This window comes from Amycolatopsis mediterranei (genome assembly GCF_026017845.1).
GTDB classification, from domain to species: domain Bacteria; phylum Actinomycetota; class Actinomycetes; order Mycobacteriales; family Pseudonocardiaceae; genus Amycolatopsis; species Amycolatopsis mediterranei.
Window position 1 is genome coordinate 7,083,812 of the sequence record NZ_CP100416.1, and the last position, 18,605, is coordinate 7,102,416.

Sequence of the window (18,605 nt, forward strand, 5' to 3'; positions counted from 1 at the left end):
TGATCGCCACGCGTTGGCGCCGACCTCCCTACCCAGCGGTAATGGCTCACCCGAACGGAGTCCTCCGTTCGGCACAACGCCCGATCACACTCGCCCGAACACGCGGCTGCCGGGCGCGGCCGGATCGTCGCCGGCCCAGAACTCGAACCAGTGCCGGGTGAACTCCTCGCGGGAGAGGCCGCCGTCGCCGTCGGAGTCGAGGAGCGCGAAGACGTCGCCGGACGGCGTGCCGACGCCGTTCCAGGCCGCGATCAGGCGTTCGTACTCGGCGGCGGAGATGACACCGTCGCCGTTTTCGTCGACGGCCTCGAACATCGCCTCGGCCGTCCCGGTGACGGCGCCCGGCATCGCCGGGAGGGCGTCGACGACCTGGAGCACCTGGTCGAGGCTGACCTGGCCGGTGCCGCCCGCCGCCTCGTCGAGAGCGCCCCACCAGCCCATCATGACGGCGGCGAGCTTCTGCCCGGCCGGTGTGCTCGCGTCGGTGCCGCGGAGGTCGAGCCACCTCGCGGTGAGCGCCCGGAAGTCGGTCTCCGTCAGGAACCCGTCGCCGTCGGTGTCCATGGCGCCGAAGACGCCGGAGATCTTGCGCCGCTGGAAGTCACTGGCCATGGCGCCCAGCATCGCCGCGGCGCGGGCCGCCCGACGACGTCCGGCCGAGTGCTCCCGCGTCACGACCCGGTGATCCGGGCCGTGACGCCCAGTGAGCCCCCTGCTTTGAGGGGGTCCGGGTGGCGAAGCCCCCGGCCCGGGGCGGAGCCCCGGATGTCACAGCCTCAGTGTGCGGCTTCGTTCCACGACCGCCCGTAGCCGACCGACACCTCGAGCGGCACCGCCAGGGCGTACGCCGAGCCCATGCCCTCGCGCACCAGCTGCTCCAGCTGCTCCTTCTCGCCTTCGGCGACTTCCAGGACCAGTTCGTCGTGGACCTGCAGCAGGATCCGGCTCTTCAGCTTCGCCTCGACCAGCGCGCGGTGGACGTTGAGCATCGCGACCTTGATGATGTCGGCCGCGCTGCCCTGGATCGGGGCGTTGAGCGCCATCCGCTCGGCCATCTCGCGGCGCTGGCGGTTGTCGCTGTTGAGGTCCGGCAGGTAGCGGCGGCGGCCGAAGACCGTTTCGGTGTACCCGTTCTTCGCCGCGACGCCGACGACCGAGTGGAGGTAGTCGCGCACCCCGCCGAAGCGGTCGAAGTACGCCTCCATCTGGGACTTGGCGTCCTCGGTGGAAATCCGCAGCTGCTGCGAAAGCCCGTACGCCGACAACCCGTACGCGAGCCCGTACGACATCGCCTTGACGCGGTAGCGCAGCTCCGGCGTGATCTCCTCCGGCGGCATCGAGAACGCTCGCGACGCGACGAACGTGTGCAGGTCCTCGCCGGAGTTGAACGCCTCGATGAGGCCCTCGTCCTGCGAAAGGTGCGCCATGATCCGCATTTCGATCTGGCTGTAGTCCGCGGTCATCAGCTCGGTGAAGCCCTCGCCGACGACGAAGGCGTCACGGATGCGGCGGCCTTCTTCGGTGCGGACCGGGATGTTCTGCAGGTTCGGCTCGGTCGAGGACAGCCGCCCGGTGGCCGCGATCGTCTGCAGCAGCGTGGTGTGGATGCGCCCGTCGTCGGCGACGGACTTGATCAGGCCCTCGACCGTCGTGCGCAGCTTCGTCGCGTCCCGGTGCTCCAGCATGTGCTGCAGGAACGGGTGCTCGGTCTTCTCGAACAGGCCCTGCAGCGCCTCGGCATCGGTGGTGTAGCCGGTCTTGGTGCGCTTGGTCTTCGGCATGCCGAGCTCGTCGAACAGCACGACCTGCAGCTGCTTCGGCGAGCCGAGGTTGATCTGCTTGCCGATCACCGCGTACGCCTCTTCGGCGGCCTGCGTGACGCGCGAAAGGTAGTGCGCCTCCAGCGTGGTCAGCTGCTCGAGGTCGACGGCGACGCCGGCGATCTCCAGCTCGGTGATCACTTCCAGCAGCGGCAGCTCCAGCTCGGCGAGCAGCTTCGCGCCGCCGATCTGCTCGAGCTCCTTCTCGAGCGCGCCGGCCAGCTCGAAGATCGCGCGGGCCTTGACCAGCTCGTCCTGGATCTCCTTCTGCTCCAGGCCTTCCGCGCCGCCGTCGAGCAGCGACAGCTGCCCGTCGCCGCCGTCGGTCTCCGAGCGCAGCTCGCGGTGCAGGTAGCGCAGCGCGAGGTCGTCCAGCTCGAACGTGCGCTGCCCGGGCCGCACCAGGTAGGCGGCCAGCGCGGTGTCCATGGCGAGCCCCGAGAGGACCCAGCCGCGGGCGCGGATCGCGTGCAGCGGGGTCTTGAGGTCGTGGCCGGTCTTGCGGATGGCCGGGTCGGCCAGCCAGGCGGCGAGCGCCGCGTCGTCGGCCTGGTCCATCGCCGTGACGTCGACATACGCGCCTTCACCGTCGGCCGTCGCGAAGGCGATCGCGCGCAGGTCGGACCGGACCGACGTGCCCACCGCGCGGAAGGACAGGGCCACCGGCTCGCCCGCGCTCGCGTGCGCGGTCAGCCACGCGCCCAGCGCACCGGGTGCGAGCGCGGAACCCGAGACCTCGAAGCCTTCGTCGGCCTCCGGCTCGGCGCTCTGCAGCGTCGCGAACAGCCGGTCGCGCAGCACGCGGAACTCCAGCTCGTCGAACAGCGCGTGCACCGCCTCGCGGTCCCACGGGCGCAGCTCCAGCCCGGACGGCGCGATCTCCAGCTCGACGTCCCGGATCAGCTCGGTCAGCTGGCGGTTGAGCTGGACCGAGGACAGGTGCGCCCGCAGCGCATCGCCCACCTTGCCCTTGACCTCGTCCACGCGGTCGATCAGGTCGTCGAGCGAGCCGAACTGCTTGATCCACTTGGCCGCGGTCTTCTCGCCGACACCGGGGATGCTCGGCAGGTTGTCCGAGGGGTCGCCGCGCAGCGCGGCGAAGTCCGGGTACTGCCGCGGGGTGAGCCCGTACTTCTCTTCGACGGCGTCCGGGGTGAACCGGGTCATCTCCGAGACGCCGCGCTTCGGGTACAGCACGGTGACGTGCTCGGTGACCAGCTGCAGCGCGTCGCGGTCGCCGGTACAGATGAGGACGTCGAAGCCGTCGGCCGTCGCCTGCGTGGTGAGCGTGGCGATGATGTCGTCGGCCTCGAAGTTCTCCTTCACCAGCGACGGGATGCCGAGCACGTCGAGGACCTCTTTGACCAGGTCCACCTGGCCGCGGAACTCGTCCGGCGTGGTGCTGCGGTTCGCCTTGTAGTCGGCGAAGGTCTCCGAGCGGAACGTCTTGCGCGAGAGGTCGAACGCCACCGCCAGGTGGGTCGGCGCTTCGTCGCGCAGGAGGTTGATGAGCATCGAGGTGAAGCCGAAGACCGCGTTCGTGACCTGACCGGTCTTGGTCTTGAAGTTCTCCGCGGGCAGGGCGAAGAACGCGCGGTAGGCCATGGAATGACCGTCGATCAGCAGCAGCTTCGGCCGCTCGGCGGTGGCGGTGGTTCCTGTGGCGTTGGCAACGGTCGTCTTCTCACTCGGGCTCACGCGGCCGAGTCTAGGCTGAGGGTCCGACACTCTTACGTGTCGCATAGGAAGAGGAGCACTGCGTGACCGAACGCGCCGCAGACGTCGCGGTCGAGAACTACGCCGGGATCGATCCGGCCGCCGCGGACCAGCAGCTGAACGACAAGGTCGGCATGAAGCTCCTGGAGGCCACCGCCGAACGCGTGGTCGGCACCATCCCGGTCGAAGGCAACCTCCAGCCGTACGGGCTGCTGCACGGCGGCGCCAACGCCGTGCTCGCCGAGGCGCTGGGTTCGACGGTCGCCGCGCTGAACGCGGGACCGGACCGCGCGGCGATGGGGCTGGAGCTGTCCTGCACGCACCACCGGGCCGTCCGGTCGGGCACCGTCACCGGGGTGGCGACCCCGCTGCACGTCGGCCGCGGCACGATCACCGCGGAGATCGTGCTGACCGACGACGAGGGCCGCCGCACCTGCACCGCCCGGCTCACCTGCGTGGTCCGGGACCGCCCGCCCGGCGCCTGAACCCCGTGGACCTCGACGTCGCCCAGGTCCGGGCGTTCGTGGCGACCGCCGAGCAGCGGCACTTCGGGCGGGCCGCCCAGTCGCTGTTCCTCACCCAGCAGGCGTTGTCGAAGCGGATCCGGAAGCTCGAAGACGCGCTCGCCACGGCGTTGTTCCTGCGCACGCCCCGCTCGGTCGAGCTGACCGCCGAAGGCGAACGGTTCCTCCCGCACGCGCGCGAGCTGGTGCGGGTGGCCGACGCCGCCGTGGCCGCGATGGGCGCCGAGGACCGGCCGTTGCGCCTCGACCTCGTCGACCACCGGCTCTCCCCCATGTTCCTGCTCCGCCGGCTGGCCGTGCACGAACCGGGGCTGCGCATCGACCGGGTCGCCGGCCGCGGGTTCGCGAACGCGATCGACCCGCTGCTGTCCGGGGAGCTCGACGCCGCCTTCGGGCGCGTGTCCGGCTGCGGTCGGCCGCTGCCGGCCGAGCTGGAACACCGGCCGGTCCGGCTCGAGCCGCTGGTCGCGCTGCTCGCGCCGGAGCACCCGCTGGCCGTGCAGGACGTGCTGCGCCTCGACGAGCTGCGCGCCGACGGGATCTGGCTGCCCGGGCTCGGCGGACCCGCCGAGTGGCTGTCCTACCTGAAGGAGCTGTGCGACGAGTTCGCCGTGCCGATCGACGACTCCGGCGTCAGCTACGACCTGCGGCACACGCTCGAGCAGACGCGGTACGGCAAGCGGCGCGTCACCCTGGCCGGGGCCGACATGGAACTCGCGCCGGACCTCAACCTGCGGGTGCTGCCGTTCGAGCCGTCCCCGTTGTTCCCGTGGTCGCTGGTCTGGCGGCGCGGCAAGGCGCACCCGGCGCTGCGGCGGCTGCTGGCCGCCGCCGGGCGCACCAGCCGCGAAGAGGACTGGTGCGCCTACGACCCCGGGCACGCCTGGCTGCCCGCCGACGACGTCAGCCTCGCAACCGCCGCGCGAACCACTCGCTGAACGCCGCGTCGACGCGCGCCGCGGCCGGCGTCCCCGGCGGGAACTCGTGGGCCATCCCGTCGACCGTCACCAGCTCGGTTCCCAGCTTCGCGTGCAGCGCCGCCGCGGGCTCGCGCACGGCGACGTCGTCGTCCGCGCCGGTGACCAGCAGCAGCGGCGCGGTCAGCTCGGCGGCCCGGTCGACGTAGTCGTAGCGGGCCGCGACCGCCCGGGACCGCTCGGTCCACGGGTAGGTCACCCCGAAGCGCCGCTCGTTGGCGGTGATCATCGGCGCGAGCTGGACGACCGGGCTGGCCACCGCCGCGGCGGTGATCTCGACATCGCCGCGGGCCAGCACCTCGAGCGCCACGATCGCCCCCGCCGAGCCGCCGAACACCCCGAGCGGCCCGGTCGCGCCCGGCAGCCGCTCGCGCAGTTCGGCCAGCGCGGCCGGGAACTCGCCCGCCGCCTGCTCGGTCACCGGCTCGAAGGCGTTCAGGACGGCGTCCTCGCTCGCCCGCCGGAAGACCTCGTGGTGGCCGCCCTCGGGCAGCCGCGCCCCGGAGAGCGGGAGCCCGAAGTACACGCGCCACGCCCGGACGTCCGCCATCGGGACGGCCGCCGCCATCGCCCGTTCGCTGGCCGGCGCGTCCATCAGGTGCCAGCCCGCCACCAGTGCCACCGGGCCGTCCGGGTCCGCCGGCGGCACCGCCACGAACGGCACCCCCGCGGCCACGCCCTCGACCATCTCGTCCATCTGTCTCTCCCTGTCTTCCGGCTGCTTCCAGCGAACCGCCGGGGAGAGTGCGGGTCCAACAGCCGTTCCGACGGCCACGACAACCGTTGGTTGTGACAGCCGGGCCTCGCCGGGCGGACGTTCGGGCAGACCTGAGCAAGGGGGTGGTTCGTCCGGCGGGCCGAACCGGACGTAAGGTGCATCCCCACGGCGGCGCCCGCAGCTCCCGCGACCCCGTCAGGGTGAACAGCGGGCCACCGGGAAACCGGCCACGGTCCGGTCGCCGAAATGGGCGATGACATACCGTGGAAACACTGCTGTCACCCATTCGCAGAACGAGCGCCGATACTTAGCATCGCTGCGTGACCAGCGACGGGCCACGAGGAAACATCGTTCGGCTTTTCGTGCAATTCGTGTCGGTTGCGATCGTCACGATGTGGACACAGAGTAGTGAGGCCGCCTGTGCACAAGACGGGCGAGAGGGATATCTTCCTGCCCTAACCTAGCCCCTGTGTCGGGGGCAACGCCTACCGGCGGCTGGTTGGTCATGGGAGGTAGTCGGTGTCAGGAGTGCGTTTTGGACGGGTTCTCGCCCTCGCAGCGGCGACGTCGCTCGCGCTGGCGGGCTGCGCCGGTGGCGGCTCGTCGAGCAGTGGTGACGGCAGCACGCTGAAGATCGGGTTCATGGGCGACCTGACCGGGGAGAACTCCGGGATCGTGATCCCGCCCCGCAACGGTGCCCAGCTCGCGATCGACGAGTACAACGCCACGAATCCGAAGACCAAGCTCGAGCTGAAGCCCTACGACAGCCAGGGCAAGCCCGACCAGGCGACCTCGCTGATCACCACGGCGATCGGCTCGGACAAGATCACCGCGCTGATCGGCCCGGCCTTCTCCGGCGAGTCGAAGGCCATCGGCGGCCAGCTCGAGCAGAACAAGATCCCGAGTGTCTCGCCCTCGGCGACCAACCCGGGCCTGGCGAAGAACAACTGGTCGTACTGGCACCGCGTCGTGGCCAACGACGACGACCAGGGCCCCGCGATCGCGAACTTCCTGATCACGGCGAAGTCGCCGAAGTCGGCGTTCGTCATCTCGGACGACCAGGAGTACAGCGTCGGCCTCGCGGACGCGTTCGAGAAGACCTTCAAGGACAAGGGTGTCGCGGTTCAGCGCGACAAGTTCCCGAAGGACGCGCCGGACTACTCCTCGACCGTGCAGAAGGTCAAGGCGGCCAACCCGGACATCATCACCTTCGGTGGCTACTACGCGCAGGGCGGCCCGCTGCTCAAGCAGCTGCGTGACGGCGGCGTGAAGGCCATCTTCGCCACCGGTGACGGTTCGCTCGACCCGCAGCTGATCTCGGGCGCGGGTGCCGCGGCCGCCGAAGGCGCGGTCATCGGCTGCCCGTGCAACATCCCGGACGCGGGTGCCGCGAACGACTTCGCCACCAAGTACAAGGCGAAGTTCAACGTCGCCCCGGCGATCTACGCCACCGAGGGCTACGACGCCGCGACCGCCATCATCAACGCGGTCAAGGCGGGCAACACCACCGGCGAGACGATCAACACCTTCCTGAAGACCGTGGACTTCAAGGGCGCCTCGAAGCAGATCAAGTTCAAGGCGAACGGTGAGCCCGAGACCGCCGCGATCAACGTGTACCAGGTCGTCGGCGGCGTCATCAAGAACCTCGGCGCGTCGACCGAAGCCAAGATCACCGGCTGACGAAACAGGAATAGCACTTGACGACGGGAGCGGGGGCGCTGTGGTGACCACAGCACCCCCGCTCCCGGTCCGTATCCCTGTCCTCGCCCTGTCTCGTAAGGCGCTCACGTCATGTTGCAGACACTGCAAGACCAGTTCCTCGGCAGCACCATCGGCGGACTGGTTCTCGGCTCCATCTACGCCCTCGTCGCCCTCGGCTACACAATGGTCTACGGCGTCCTGCGGCTGATCAACTTCGCCCACTCCGAAATCTTCATGATCGGGACGATGACGTCCCTGTTCATCCTGGCCAGCATCGCCACCTCCGGCCACATCGTGCTGGGCCTGGGCGCGATGATCCTGCTCCTGCTCGCGCTCATGCTCGCCTCCGCGCTCCTCTCCGGCGGTTCCGCGGTCGTGCTGGAGCAGGTCGCCTACCGGCCGCTGCGCAAGCGCGGCTCGTCGAAGCTCGCGGCCCTGATCTCCGCGATCGGCGCGTCGATCTTCCTGCAGGAGCTCTTCGCGCTGGTCATCATCCCCAACGTCTTCGGCAAGTCGGGACGCGTCCCGCAGAACGCGCCGCGGTTCGTCGACCGCGACACGCTGTTCCCGGTCGGCAACGCCGTCGTCCGCACCGACCAGGTCCTGGTCATCATCGGCGCGGTGATCGTCATGGTGGTGCTGGACCAGCTGGTGCGGCGCACCCGCATCGGGCGCGGCATCCGGGCGACCGCCCAGGACCCCGAAGCCGCCGTGCTGATGGGCGTCTCGATCGACCGCATCGTGCGGATCACCTTCCTGCTGGGCGGCGCGATGGCCGGGGTGGCCTCGGCGCTCTACCTGATGGAACTCGAGAACACCGGCTACCGCGTCGGTTTCGTGCTCGGCATCAAGGCGTTCACCGCCGCGGTGCTCGGCGGTATCGGCAACCTGCGCGGCGCGCTCCTCGGCGGCATCGTGCTCGGCCTGGTCGAGAACTGGAGCGCGATCTTCCTCGGTTCCGAGTGGAAGGACGTCACCGCGTTCGTGGTCCTCGTGCTCGTGCTGATGTTCCGCCCCACCGGCATTCTCGGTGAATCCCTCCAGCGAGCTCGCGCATGAAAGGCGACGGTGTGACTACCCAGGAAAACACTCGCCGCTCGTTCCAGCCGGTGAACGGCGCGCGGGACTGGTGGCAGCACGCGCCGATGTGGCAGCGCTACCTCCTCTACATCGCGCTGATCGTCTTCGCGCTGATCCTCCCGGCCCCCTGGATCGGCTCGTTCATGTCGCCCGCCTCGGACTGGACGAGCGTCCTGATCTTCCCGATCGGGACCTACATCCTGCTGGCGATCGGCCTGAACATCGTGGTCGGCCTGGCCGGCATGCTGGACCTCGGGTTCGTGGCGTTCTTCGCGATCGGCGCCTACACCGTGGCGATCTTCGGCACGAAGTTCGGCTGGAACGTCTGGCCGACGATCCTGGTCGGCATCGTGCTCGCCGCGGTTTCGGGCGTCATCCTCGGCGCCCCGACCCTGCGGCTGCGCGGTGACTACCTGGCGATCGTCACCCTCGGGTTCGGGGAGATCGTCCGGATCACCGCGAACAACACCAACTCCATCGGCGGGGCCCGCGGTATCACCAACATCCCGCACCCGTCGCCGATCTTCGGCATGGAGTTCCTGCTCGACCCGGCGCCGTACTACTACCTGATCCTGGTCGCGATCGTGCTGGTGATCGTGTTCTCGGTGCGGCTGCAGAAGAGCCGCGTCGGGCGCGCGTGGGCCGCGATCCGCGAGGACGAGGACGCCGCCGAGCTGATGGGCGTGCCGACGTTCAAGTTCAAGCTGCTCGCGTTCGCGATCGGCGCGATGATCGGTGGCTTCGCGGGCGGCATCTACGCCAGCAAGGCCGTGTTCATCGCTCCGGACAACTTCCCGTTCATCCTGTCCGCGACGATCCTCGCCGCGGTCGTGCTGGGCGGGGCGGGCAACCTGCCGGGCGTCATCCTCGGCGCCTTCCTGGTGGCCTGGATCCCCGAGCGCCTCCGGTCCGTCGAGTGGCTGCGGCACCTGCTCGGCGACAAGGACCCCGCGGAGTACCGCATCCTGCTGTTCGGCGCGGTCCTGGTGCTGATGATGGCGCTGCGGCCCGAAGGCATCCTGCCTTCACGACAACGAAAAGCCGAGCTACGGGAAGGCACCGGCGGCATGGGCTCGCTCGGTGGCGAAGTGGCCGGACCGGACACCGAAGTCGCGGCGGAGGTGGCCAAGTGACTCCCTTGCTCGAGTTCGACAACATCACGATGCGCTTCGGTGGTGTCACCGCCCTGCGCGAAGTGAACGTCTCCATCAACGAAGGCGAGATCTTCGCCCTGATCGGCCCGAACGGCGCCGGCAAGACCACGGTGTTCAACGTGGTCACCGGCGTCTACCAGCCGACCGAGGGCCAGGTGCGCTTCGACGGCGACCGCATCGACGGGATGAAGCGCTTCCAGGTCACCAAGCGCGGCATCGCCCGGACGTTCCAGAACATCCGGCTGTTCCACAACATGTCGGCGATCGAGAACGTCATGGTCGGCGCGGACGCGCACCACAAGACCGGCGCGATCGGCGCGGTGCTCGGCCTGCCGTGGCACCGCAAGGAGGAGAAGCGCGGCCGCGAGCGGGCCCGGGAGCTGCTCGACTTCGTCGGCATCGGCAAGGTGGAGCACGAGACCGCGAAGAACCTCTCCTACGGCGACCAGCGCCGGCTGGAGATCGCGCGGGCGCTGGCGACCGACCCGAAGCTCCTGCTGCTCGACGAGCCCGCGGCGGGCATGAACCCGGCGGAGAAGAACGCCCTGCAGGCGCTGATCCGCAAGATCCGGGACGACGGCCGGACCGTGCTGCTCATCGAACACGACATGGGCCTGGTCATGCACATCAGCGACCGGCTGGCCGTGCTCGACTTCGGGCAGAAGATCGCGGAAGGGCTCCCCCAGGAAGTGCAGACCAACCAAAAGGTGATCGAGGCGTACCTGGGGGTGTCCGAAGATGCTTCTTGAAGTCCAGGACATCAACGTCCACTACGGCAAGATCGCGGCCCTCAAGGGCATGAGCATCGAGGTCGGCGAGGGCGAGATCGTGTCACTGATCGGGGCCAACGGCGCCGGCAAGACCACGACGCTCAAGACGATCTCGGGGCTGCGCCCGCTGACCAGCGGCAAGATCCTGTTCAACGGCCAGGACATCTCGAAGACCCCGGGGCACAAGCGCGTGCTGCTCGGGATCGGCCAGTCGCCGGAGGGCCGGGGCGTGTTCCCCGGCATGACGGTGCAGGAGAACCTCCTGATGGGTGCCTACACCCGCAAGGACGACCTCCAGGCCGACCTCGACGAGGTCTACGAGCTGTTCCCCCGGCTCAACGAGCGCCGGACGCAGTTCGGCGGCACGATGTCGGGCGGTGAGCAGCAGATGATCGCCATCGGCCGGGCGCTGATGACGAAGCCGAAGGTGCTGCTGCTCGACGAGCCGTCGATGGGCCTGGCGCCGATGCTGATCGCGCAGATCTTCGACATCATCCGGGAGATCAACAAGCGCGGCACGACGGTGCTGCTGGTGGAGCAGAACGCCCAGCAGGCGCTGAAGCTGTCGGACCGCGCGTACGTGCTCGAGACGGGCCGCGTGGTCAAGAGCGCCCGCGGGGCCGACCTGCTGGACGACCCGCAGGTCCGGGCCGCCTACCTCGGGGGGGACCTGGGCGTCTGAGTGCGCTTTTCGAGGGGCCCGGCACGCTGGTGCCGGGCCCCTTTTTCACAGCTTGACGTCGGTGCCGGTGACGTTCTTCATGTCGGTGATGCTCGGGCCGCCGAAGGCCCGGAGCGAGGCCGGCTTCCGGTCCTTGGGGATGTCCCAGTAGAGGTCGAACTCGATGCGCACGCCGTGCCCGAGGTCGAACTGGCGGGGCTGGCGCTTGATCACCATGGCCTGCTCTTCCGGCGGGTGCGTGCCGCCCTGGTCGTCGACGAGCAGCTGGCGCCCGGTGTCGAACAGGACGCTGGAGGTGCCGCTGTTGGTGACGACGAGCCGCAACCGCACGAACTGGCCCTTGGCGGGGAACTCGGTGTGGCTCCCGGTGATGCTGGGCAGCCCGGCGGCCAGGCCGATGAGGGTGAACTCGGTGTCACCGTTCTTGGCGGGCGGCAGCTTGAGGGCGGTCTCGTCGGGCCGGACCTGCCGCGGCGGCAGCTCGTAGGTCGTCGGTGCGGGCGTGCTCGGGGCCGCTTCGCAGCCGGCTGCCAGTGCTAGGACGACGACGGCCAGCAGGCGGAGTTTCACCTGGGTGATTCTGCCTGCCGGCCGTCGGTCCGGGCTAGCTTCCGATGCTCTCGACGACGGCCTCGGCCACGGCCTTCATGGTGGTCCGCCGGTCCATGGCGGTGCGCTGGATCCACCGGAAGGCATCGGGCTCGGTGAGCCCCTGGCGGCTCATGAGCAGGCCCTTGGCGCGGTCGATGACCTTCCGCGTCTCGAGCCGGTCGGTGAGCCCGGCGACCTCGGCCTCGAGGGCCTGCAGCTCGGAGAACCGGCTGACGGCGAGCTCGATGGCGGGCACGAGGTCCCGCTTGGCGAAGGGCTTGACGAGGTAGGCCATGGTCCCGGCATCCCGCGCGCGTTCGACGAGGTCCCGCTGGCTGAAGGCGGTGAGGATGACCACGGGGGCAATCCGGTCCCCGGTGATCTTCGCGGCGGCTTCGATCCCGTCCAGCTTGGGCATCTTGACGTCGAGGATCACGAGATCGGGCTTCAGGTCGGTGGCCAGCGAGATGGCCTGCTCGCCATCCCCCGCCTCCCCGACGACCTCATAGCCCTCTTCACGCAGCATTTCGACGAGATCGAGCCGGATGAGAGCCTCGTCCTCCGCGACGAGCACCCGACGCTGCGGCACGGTGGCGGCACCGTTGGCCTCGGTAGCCTGGTCGGTCACCGGGGTCCTCCTGAAGACTCGGCTGGGCGGTGGCATCTCGCGGCGTTCCGCGAACCTGAAGCCTACCGGGAACGATCCAGAAGCAGAGATGGCGTTCACCACGTAGTGGCGGGCGTGACACTGGCTATGCTTTGCGTCGCTGCTTGTGGCTTTGGCCTCGCTTTGCGTGGCTTTGCGTGGCTTTGCGTCGTGTCGGGGAGGCCGGACCCGGAGGCGGGCGGGGTCCGGTGATCCCGTAGAGTCACGACATCACGCCCCCGTAGCCCAACTGGCAGAGGCAACGGATTCAAAACCCGTCCAGTGTGAGTTCGAATCTCACCGGGGGCACCCCATATGACCAGCCGAAACCGGCCCCGCGGCCAGGCAAAACAGGTGCGGGGCCGGTCCCATGTTGTCCGGCGATGTCCGGCCAGATCCGGTTATGAACGGGTGTTCACCCCCAATATGCCCCCGCGTTTTGCTCCAGCCGGGGGACGTCTGCGGGCTACTCGTCGGACTCGTCGTGCCAGTCAAGCGCCCGCTCGATTCGCTGGTGTGCCGCGGACTCCAGCCCGGCGATGACCTTGGCGTAGATCTGGTGCAGGACCGCGACGGAGTGCCCGGCCCACTCTGCGCACTGTGTTGAGGGCACCCCAGCCGCCAGCCAGGTCGACACACACGCGTGTCGGAGGTCGTAGGGCCGCCGTGCGAGCGGTGAGGCGTACTCCTCCTCAGTGAGCGCCGCCCGGCGCGCGTTGTCCCACACGCGCGCGATGGTCGACTCCGCGAGATCCCCGCCGGTGAGGTTCCGGAACAGCCGACCGTCCGCCGCCGTCCCGATGTTGTTCAGGTGCTCGTGGAGGATCGTCGTCAGCGGCGGCGGGGACGGAACCGGCCGCACCTCCCCCTTGCCGCGCTGCTTGAGCTGGCGACGATCGCGCCGCTCCCCCGAGTCCGTCCACGCCGCGCCCGTGATCGGTGCTGTCTCCGAGAGCAGGAGCTCACCCCATCCGCTCTCCGGCAGCTGCAAGTCCCGCTTGCACAGCATGGCGGCCTCTTCGGGCCGCAACGCCGCGTAGTACATCACCGCGAAGAACGCCCTGAGCATCGGCCCGGACGATCGTCGCGGTGCCGTGTCCACCTTCTGTGCCGCGACGGCCGCCAGCAGCTTCCTGCCCTGCGCGGGGTTGATGACCACGCGCTTGTCGATCGCCCGTACGGACTTCGGTGCGGTCCACTTCACTTCGGACAGACGATTAGCCCTGATCAACTTCAACTCCTGGGCATACTCCAGCGCGTTGTAGACCACCGCTCGCTTGCGGTTGACGGTTTTCGCGGCGGCCTGCTTCCCGTCGAGCTTGAGAGAGATCTGGTCCAGAACCTCCCGAAGTTTGGCCGTGTCGTCCATCCGCGACACGGGAAGCGTGTTCGCCTGCAGCCAATTCAAGGCCCGCTCGATCTCGGCCGGCTTGGCGTTGTCTCGCCTCTTCGTATTGAAGGCCCATCCGGTCAGCGCGCGACGGAGAACCCTGTCGTCGGGTTTGCCGCGGGTGTTCGCCAACATCGCTGGCAACGCTGATGCCAGGGCGTCAGCGTTGCCAGCACGCGACTTTCCGGCGGCGCGCGGCCATTTCATGTCGACGTACTTGCAGGCGAAGGCGAAGAAGGGCATGTCCGCCTCGCTGCGCAGCTTGGATATCGGAAGTCCTCGGACGCGGTCGAACGCTTCACCCCGACGTGCCGCCACGACCAGGTCAGAACGGAAGCTCTCAGCGAGTGCGTAGGTGCCGGCCTTCTCGTCGAAGCGCTCCCCTGCCACGAACCAGGTCACGCGATACGAGGTCTTCCTTTTCCCGCTTCGCGTTTCGATGTTCCAGATCTTGACATCGTAGGTGATGTCACTCATGCAGCCTCCTGGGATTCGAGCCAGCGATTGAGATCGGACCGGCGGACGCGCACTTTGCGATTCGGCAACCGGATGCACTTCGGGCCGCGGTTCTTCGCGCGCCAGTCGTAGAATGTCGAGCGCGCGATTTGCAGTTCATCGCACACCTGCGGAATGGTGAGCTTTTCGTCTTTCGTGGACATGGGTGCGAAACCTCCGAGCAGAGGCGTGCCCCGCACCGGGGCGGTGGGTGCGGGGCACGAGCGGGCGAGGGTTACCGACGTGGGGTGCCGGAGAGGGCTGGCAGGTGGGGTAACTGCGGTAACTGCGGTAACTTGCCTGGTCAGGCGGTTACCGATGGGCGCCCCGGTTACCGATGGATCGGTAACCGGGGCTGGCGGACCGGTAGCCGGTTACCGATCCATCGGTAACCGCGATCGGATCGGTAACCGTCTGACCTGCGCGGTTACCGCGGTTACCGCAGTTACCGTCACTGTCAGCCGGTGCCGGGCAGGTAGCGGCTCCAGGCGTCGGCCAGGCCGGTCGCTCCGGTGGTGGTGTAGCCCTTGACGCTGTCGCCGTCGTACTTGAACGTGGTCGGTTTGACGTCGTAGCGCGCGAGTTCTTTGGCCATCATGCGGGGGTTGAGCGGTTTTCCTTTGACGTCGGTCCAGTCGGATTCCTCCATTTCCAGCAGTTCGGCGATGATGAACGTGGACGGCAACCGGTCGGTGTTGCGCTGGGTGAAGATCCGCCGCATGTCGGCGAGCAGCTGGATCCCGAAACTGCCGCCTCGGTTGCTGTTGCTGGCCACGAAGTAGGCGCAGGCGGCGCGGGCGGTGGCCGGCCAGTGCTCGCCCGCGGCGTCGGCGATCGCCAGCAGCGGTTCCCAGATTTCGGCCGCCCGGTCGGTGACGCCCTCGGGCATTTCCGGTTCAGCGTCGCCGACTTGGTTGCCGACGCTGGCCACCCAGGTTGCGAGCTTGTCCCGCAGCGGCGTGGCCTGGCGTTCCACGACGCGTTCCTTGAACGGTTCGACGGTTTCGCCGGGGGCGCGGCGGCGCATGTGGAAGGTGATGGCGCGGGTGGTGATGGTGTCGGGCATGTGCCCGGCGATGCCTGCCAGCGCCACCGGGGCGTAGACCTTGAACCGCTCGACCTTCATCGCGCGGGCGTCGCCGACGCAGCGCGGGATGGTGGCCGAGCGCTTGTATCCGGCGTTGAGCATCGCGCGCAGGTCTTCGGTGTTGCCTCCTTTGGCGGGGTTGAAGATGGCGTCCACTTCGTCGAACAGGATGGTGATCGGCCCGTCGGACACCAGCCGGAACAGTGCGGCGGTGGTGGCCGAGAGCGTCATTTCCGCCGACCGGACCAGGAACTGCGCGACCTCCAGCACGCGGGTTTTGCCGCTGCCGGGTTCGGCGGAGTCCAGGATCAGGCGCGGAGTGACGTAGAAGTGCTCGGCGGCGTGGGTGTGGGCGTACCAGAGCGCCAGCGTGGCGGCGCAGTGCTCGGACGGGAACACGTTGAACCGGGACACGAACGCGGCCACCTTGTCCAGGATCTGCGCCCCGCTCGGGGGTGGTGGCGGGGCGGGCATGTAGGGCATCGGCCGGGCCGGGTCCTGCTCGGCAAGGTCACGGTCCGGGCCCGCGCCGTTGTCGACGGGATCGGGGCCGGCCGCGTGCTCGGCCAGCCATCGGGTTTGGCATTCCTCGGTGCAGAAGTCGTCGGAGGGTGACCCGGCCAGCGCCGTCCCGCAGTGTCCGCAGACCGTGCGGGTGCCGCTGTCGGGGTCGGCGATGGCGGCGTCGATCGCCGACAACGCAGTGTCCAGATCAGGCATGACGGGCTCCCTCGGGTCGTGCGTGCTGGTGGTGCTGGCCGGGCGTCCCCGGCGCTCACGCCGCGGGCTCCAGCGGCTCGCCGGAGAACGTCTCGATCAGAGCCGAGGCAAGCACCTCGGCCATCGCGGGCGGGACGGCGTTGCCCCAGCCGCGGACCTGCTTGCGCTTGGACTTCGCGACCTTCGGCGGCACCTTGTAGCCGGACGGGAAGCCCATCCCGGCGGCGATCTCGTGCGGTTCGAGCATCCGGAACGTGCACGCCTCCACCGGCGGCGGCGCGGCGTGGTGGGTGCCAGTGCTGCCGAGGAGGCCGTAGCGGTCCCGGGTGGTCAGCGTTCCCACCGGGCGGTCGGTGGTCTGGGTGCCGCCGTTGCCGTAGTAGGCCACCAACAGGGCCAGCTCATCTCCGGCCGGCGGGCCTACCAGGCCGTGGTGGTTGCCCTGGGCCGAGACGGTGGGGATCGGCCCGGCGATGGGGTAGGCCGCGGTGGCGGAGCCGCCACCACGCTGCAGCGACACGAACGGCGGGACCACGACCGCGGTTTCACGGCGGCAGGTCTGCGTCCGCAACGGCATCTCGACCGTGGTGGCGGTGTCGACCCCGGCCCGCGCCGCACAGGACACGAGCAGCGGCGGGCACACCAGCCCGTCGGTCTCCCGGGTGGTGCGCGTCGGCAGCGGCACGGCAAGGCTCGTGGCGTGCTCGCGCCAAGTGCCGCCCGCGGGCGCCAGCAGCGCGCCGACGTGCCGGGCCAGCCCGGCCTCGATCCGGTCGATCGTGGATTCCTCCAGCGGGTCCGGTCGGCCCTTCTTGTCGACGCGTTCGCCGATGCGCTGCCCTGGGTCGAGACTCCAGTCGATGATCTCCGACGCCGGGAGCACGCCGGGTTCGATGATCCGCCGACGACAGGACCGGTGGGGGCAGCGGTAGACGTACTGGCCGTGCCGGATGCCGTAGACGCCCATCTCGGTGCCGGGCACCGCGGCGGGCTTCTTGAACGCCTGCACCGCCGACACCATGACGTCGCAGTCGGGGCAGTAGGCACGGGGCCGCAACCACTTGTCCCAGTCCGGATCGCGGCCTAGCGCTTCCAGCCAGTAGGCGAGGAAGAACCGGTTGCGGGATTGGGCGACCTTCCCGAGTGTCGGGCCGGTGACGTGCATGGCGTTGAGGGCGATCAGGCGGGTGCGGTAGCCCTCCTCCTCGATCTCGCGGCGCCAGCGCTTGAACTGGTCCCACTTGACGACCTGGACCACGTTCTCCGTCACGCCCCCGAGCACCGGCCGGCCGCGCCGGTTCATCGCCTGCAGGTACCGCGGGACTTCCTCCATCAGCGCCCGGGCGCGGGCGACGCTGGGGTCGGTGGCGCGCGGCCCGGTCGCCGGGTCGAACAGGACGCCCTGGGTGCTCTGGTCGAAGTCGCGCTTCACGCCGCGGGCGTCGGTCCACGGCGGACACGACGGGGAGGCCCAGAAGAAGTCCACCCGCGGGAAGGTGCCGATGTCGGCCTTGGCGATGTCGCCCTCGTAGTGGTCCATGCCGGGGAAGTTCAGGGCGTGGGTGGCGATGGCGTCGGGGTTGTGGTTGGCCCCGAGGACGCCGCGGGTGCCCGGGACGGCGAGCACGCCGGTGGTGTCGCCGCCGAACCCGGCGAACTCGTGGTAGGTGGTGTAGGTCATCGGCCGTTCTCCTCCATGGCGTCGGTGATCTGGTGGTGGGTCATGGCGTCGGCGGCGTCCGGGTTGGCGATGACCCAGGCGGCGATCTGCTGGGCGCGGATGAGGCCGCGCAGCCCGGGCCGGGCCAGCCAGCGGCCGTGGTCGATCGGCCAGCCGCCGTATCCGGACACGACCTCGTCGGCCGGCGGGTAGATGCGGTGCAGGTGCCATTCGTCGGTGCCGGACCAGCCGGACTTGCCGCGATGGGCCGAGTGAGTGATCAGCGCCCACCGGGCGCCGCAGTACTCGGTGACGTACGCGCCCTGTTTGGCGGTCCAGGTCAGCGGGGCGGGGTCGTTGTGGGGCATGGTGTTTGGCTCGCTTCCAGGAGTGCGGCGTGTTGGGCCGCGGTGAGGGTGGGTTCGCCGATCAGGTAGTCGTGCAGGTAGGAATCCGCCGGGAGCCCGGCGGTGTAGAGGCAGGCTTCGCAAGTGCGGTGTGCCCTGGGCAGCTCGGCCCACCCGGTCTCGCCGCACTCGCGGCAGGTGCGGCGGGCGGCCATCGCCTTGGCCAGCGCGGCGGCGCGGGCGGAGGTCATCGGCCGGACGGGTTTGGCTTCGGCGATGAGGTACAGGTTCGCGTACACGAGCTTGGCGGCCTTGTGGCAGCGGAAGTACAAGAACGCCACCGGGTCCTGCCCGCCCGGCCGCATGTTCTCCGCCCGCAGCTGGCGGCGGGTAGCCAGCAGGTGTCGCGGTGCGATGTTGTACGACAGCAGCGGTTTGCCGTGCCACCGGCCGCGGGTGAACTCCAGATCCTGTGACCAGGGCACCGCGGCCAACACCCACGGATTGCGTGGTGCCATGGGTCATCA

General features: G+C 69.4%; 18 protein-coding genes and 1 tRNA gene. 8 read left to right on the forward strand and 11 right to left on the reverse strand.

The features are described from left to right. Positions 1 to 84: 84 nt before the first annotated feature. Together ISP_RS31460 and polA are read right to left on the reverse strand one after the other, a co-directional pair. Positions 85 to 624 (reverse strand): EF-hand domain-containing protein, encoded by a 540-nt coding sequence (locus tag ISP_RS31460; protein ID WP_014467406.1) that lies wholly within the window; start codon positions 622 to 624, stop codon positions 85 to 87. A gap of 152 nt (positions 625 to 776) precedes the next feature. Then, on the reverse strand, positions 777 to 3,518 hold the full coding sequence (polA, locus tag ISP_RS31465; RefSeq protein WP_014467407.1) for a DNA polymerase I: 2,742 nt from the start codon (positions 3,516 to 3,518) through the stop codon (positions 777 to 779). 62 nt (positions 3,519 to 3,580) lie between these two features. Between polA and ISP_RS31470 the strand changes: the two genes are divergently transcribed. Next, the gene (locus ISP_RS31470; RefSeq protein WP_013227928.1) at positions 3,581 to 4,021 is read left to right on the forward strand and encodes a PaaI family thioesterase; all 441 of its coding nucleotides are present in this window, start codon (positions 3,581 to 3,583) and stop codon (positions 4,019 to 4,021) included. A gap of 5 nt (positions 4,022 to 4,026) precedes the next feature. Next, positions 4,027 to 4,998 carry a LysR family transcriptional regulator gene (locus ISP_RS31475; protein ID WP_013227929.1) on the forward strand — a complete coding sequence of 324 codons (972 nt, stop codon included), beginning with the start codon at positions 4,027 to 4,029 and terminating at the stop codon, positions 4,996 to 4,998. On the opposite strand, the gene ISP_RS31480 is transcribed toward ISP_RS31475, so the two are convergent. After that, the gene (locus ISP_RS31480) at positions 4,964 to 5,734 is read right to left on the reverse strand and encodes an alpha/beta hydrolase family protein (protein WP_013227930.1); all 771 of its coding nucleotides are present in this window, start codon (positions 5,732 to 5,734) and stop codon (positions 4,964 to 4,966) included. The two genes, ISP_RS31475 and ISP_RS31480, sit on opposite strands and share 35 nt — an antisense overlap. 549 nt (positions 5,735 to 6,283) lie before the next feature. Here ISP_RS31480 and ISP_RS31485 point away from each other — a divergent pair. From ISP_RS31485 to ISP_RS31505, 5 genes are all read left to right on the forward strand, one after another. Next, positions 6,284 to 7,435 carry a branched-chain amino acid ABC transporter substrate-binding protein gene (locus ISP_RS31485; RefSeq protein WP_013227931.1) on the forward strand — a complete coding sequence of 384 codons (1,152 nt, stop codon included), beginning with the start codon at positions 6,284 to 6,286 and terminating at the stop codon, positions 7,433 to 7,435. Between the two features lie 111 nt (positions 7,436 to 7,546). After that, positions 7,547 to 8,515 carry a branched-chain amino acid ABC transporter permease gene (locus ISP_RS31490; RefSeq protein ID WP_013227932.1) on the forward strand — a complete coding sequence of 323 codons (969 nt, stop codon included), beginning with the start codon at positions 7,547 to 7,549 and terminating at the stop codon, positions 8,513 to 8,515. Beyond that, on the forward strand, positions 8,512 to 9,669 hold the full coding sequence (locus ISP_RS31495) for a branched-chain amino acid ABC transporter permease (protein ID WP_013227933.1): 1,158 nt from the start codon (positions 8,512 to 8,514) through the stop codon (positions 9,667 to 9,669). The genes ISP_RS31490 and ISP_RS31495 overlap by 4 nt, the downstream gene beginning before the upstream one ends. Continuing rightward, positions 9,666 to 10,439 (forward strand): ABC transporter ATP-binding protein, encoded by a 774-nt coding sequence (locus ISP_RS31500; protein WP_013227934.1) that lies wholly within the window; start codon positions 9,666 to 9,668, stop codon positions 10,437 to 10,439. The genes ISP_RS31495 and ISP_RS31500 overlap by 4 nt, the downstream gene beginning before the upstream one ends. After that, complete coding sequence (locus ISP_RS31505; protein WP_013227935.1) at positions 10,429 to 11,142, forward strand: ABC transporter ATP-binding protein; 714 nt, start codon at positions 10,429 to 10,431, stop codon at positions 11,140 to 11,142. The genes ISP_RS31500 and ISP_RS31505 overlap by 11 nt, the downstream gene beginning before the upstream one ends. Positions 11,143 to 11,187: 45 nt before the next feature. On the opposite strand, the gene ISP_RS31510 is transcribed toward ISP_RS31505, so the two are convergent. After that, entirely contained in the window at positions 11,188 to 11,712 is a 525-nt protein-coding gene (locus tag ISP_RS31510; protein ID WP_013227936.1) for a DUF4352 domain-containing protein, read from the reverse strand. A 34-nt stretch (positions 11,713 to 11,746) separates the two neighbouring features. After that, on the reverse strand, positions 11,747 to 12,361 hold the full coding sequence (locus ISP_RS31515) for an ANTAR domain-containing response regulator (RefSeq protein WP_013227937.1): 615 nt from the start codon (positions 12,359 to 12,361) through the stop codon (positions 11,747 to 11,749). A 253-nt stretch (positions 12,362 to 12,614) separates the two neighbouring features. On the opposite strand from ISP_RS31515, the gene ISP_RS31520 reads away from it, so the two are divergent. Beyond that, positions 12,615 to 12,688 (forward strand) — tRNA-Leu (locus tag ISP_RS31520). Positions 12,689 to 12,845: 157 nt separating this feature from the next. Here ISP_RS31520 and ISP_RS31525 read toward each other — a convergent pair. The 6 genes from ISP_RS31525 to ISP_RS31550 form a co-directional block, all read right to left on the reverse strand. Next, entirely contained in the window at positions 12,846 to 14,246 is a 1,401-nt protein-coding gene (locus ISP_RS31525) for a tyrosine-type recombinase/integrase (RefSeq protein ID WP_013227938.1), read from the reverse strand. Next, complete coding sequence (locus ISP_RS31530; RefSeq protein ID WP_014467408.1) at positions 14,243 to 14,428, reverse strand: helix-turn-helix transcriptional regulator; 186 nt, start codon at positions 14,426 to 14,428, stop codon at positions 14,243 to 14,245. The genes ISP_RS31525 and ISP_RS31530 overlap by 4 nt, the downstream gene beginning before the upstream one ends. A gap of 293 nt (positions 14,429 to 14,721) precedes the next feature. Continuing rightward, a complete protein-coding gene (locus ISP_RS31535; RefSeq protein ID WP_013227939.1) occupies positions 14,722 to 16,071 on the reverse strand; it encodes a DUF3631 domain-containing protein in 1,350 nt (449 codons plus the stop codon). 55 nt (positions 16,072 to 16,126) lie between these two features. Then, on the reverse strand, positions 16,127 to 17,752 hold the full coding sequence (locus ISP_RS31540) for a DNA cytosine methyltransferase (RefSeq protein WP_013227940.1): 1,626 nt from the start codon (positions 17,750 to 17,752) through the stop codon (positions 16,127 to 16,129). Further along, positions 17,749 to 18,099 (reverse strand): hypothetical protein, encoded by a 351-nt coding sequence (locus tag ISP_RS31545; RefSeq protein WP_013227941.1) that lies wholly within the window; start codon positions 18,097 to 18,099, stop codon positions 17,749 to 17,751. Before ISP_RS31545 ends, ISP_RS31540 begins: the two co-directional genes overlap by 4 nt. Beyond that, complete coding sequence (locus tag ISP_RS31550) at positions 18,072 to 18,596, reverse strand: RRQRL motif-containing zinc-binding protein (protein WP_013227942.1); 525 nt, start codon at positions 18,594 to 18,596, stop codon at positions 18,072 to 18,074. The genes ISP_RS31545 and ISP_RS31550 overlap by 28 nt, the downstream gene beginning before the upstream one ends. Positions 18,597 to 18,605: the final 9 nt, after the last annotated feature.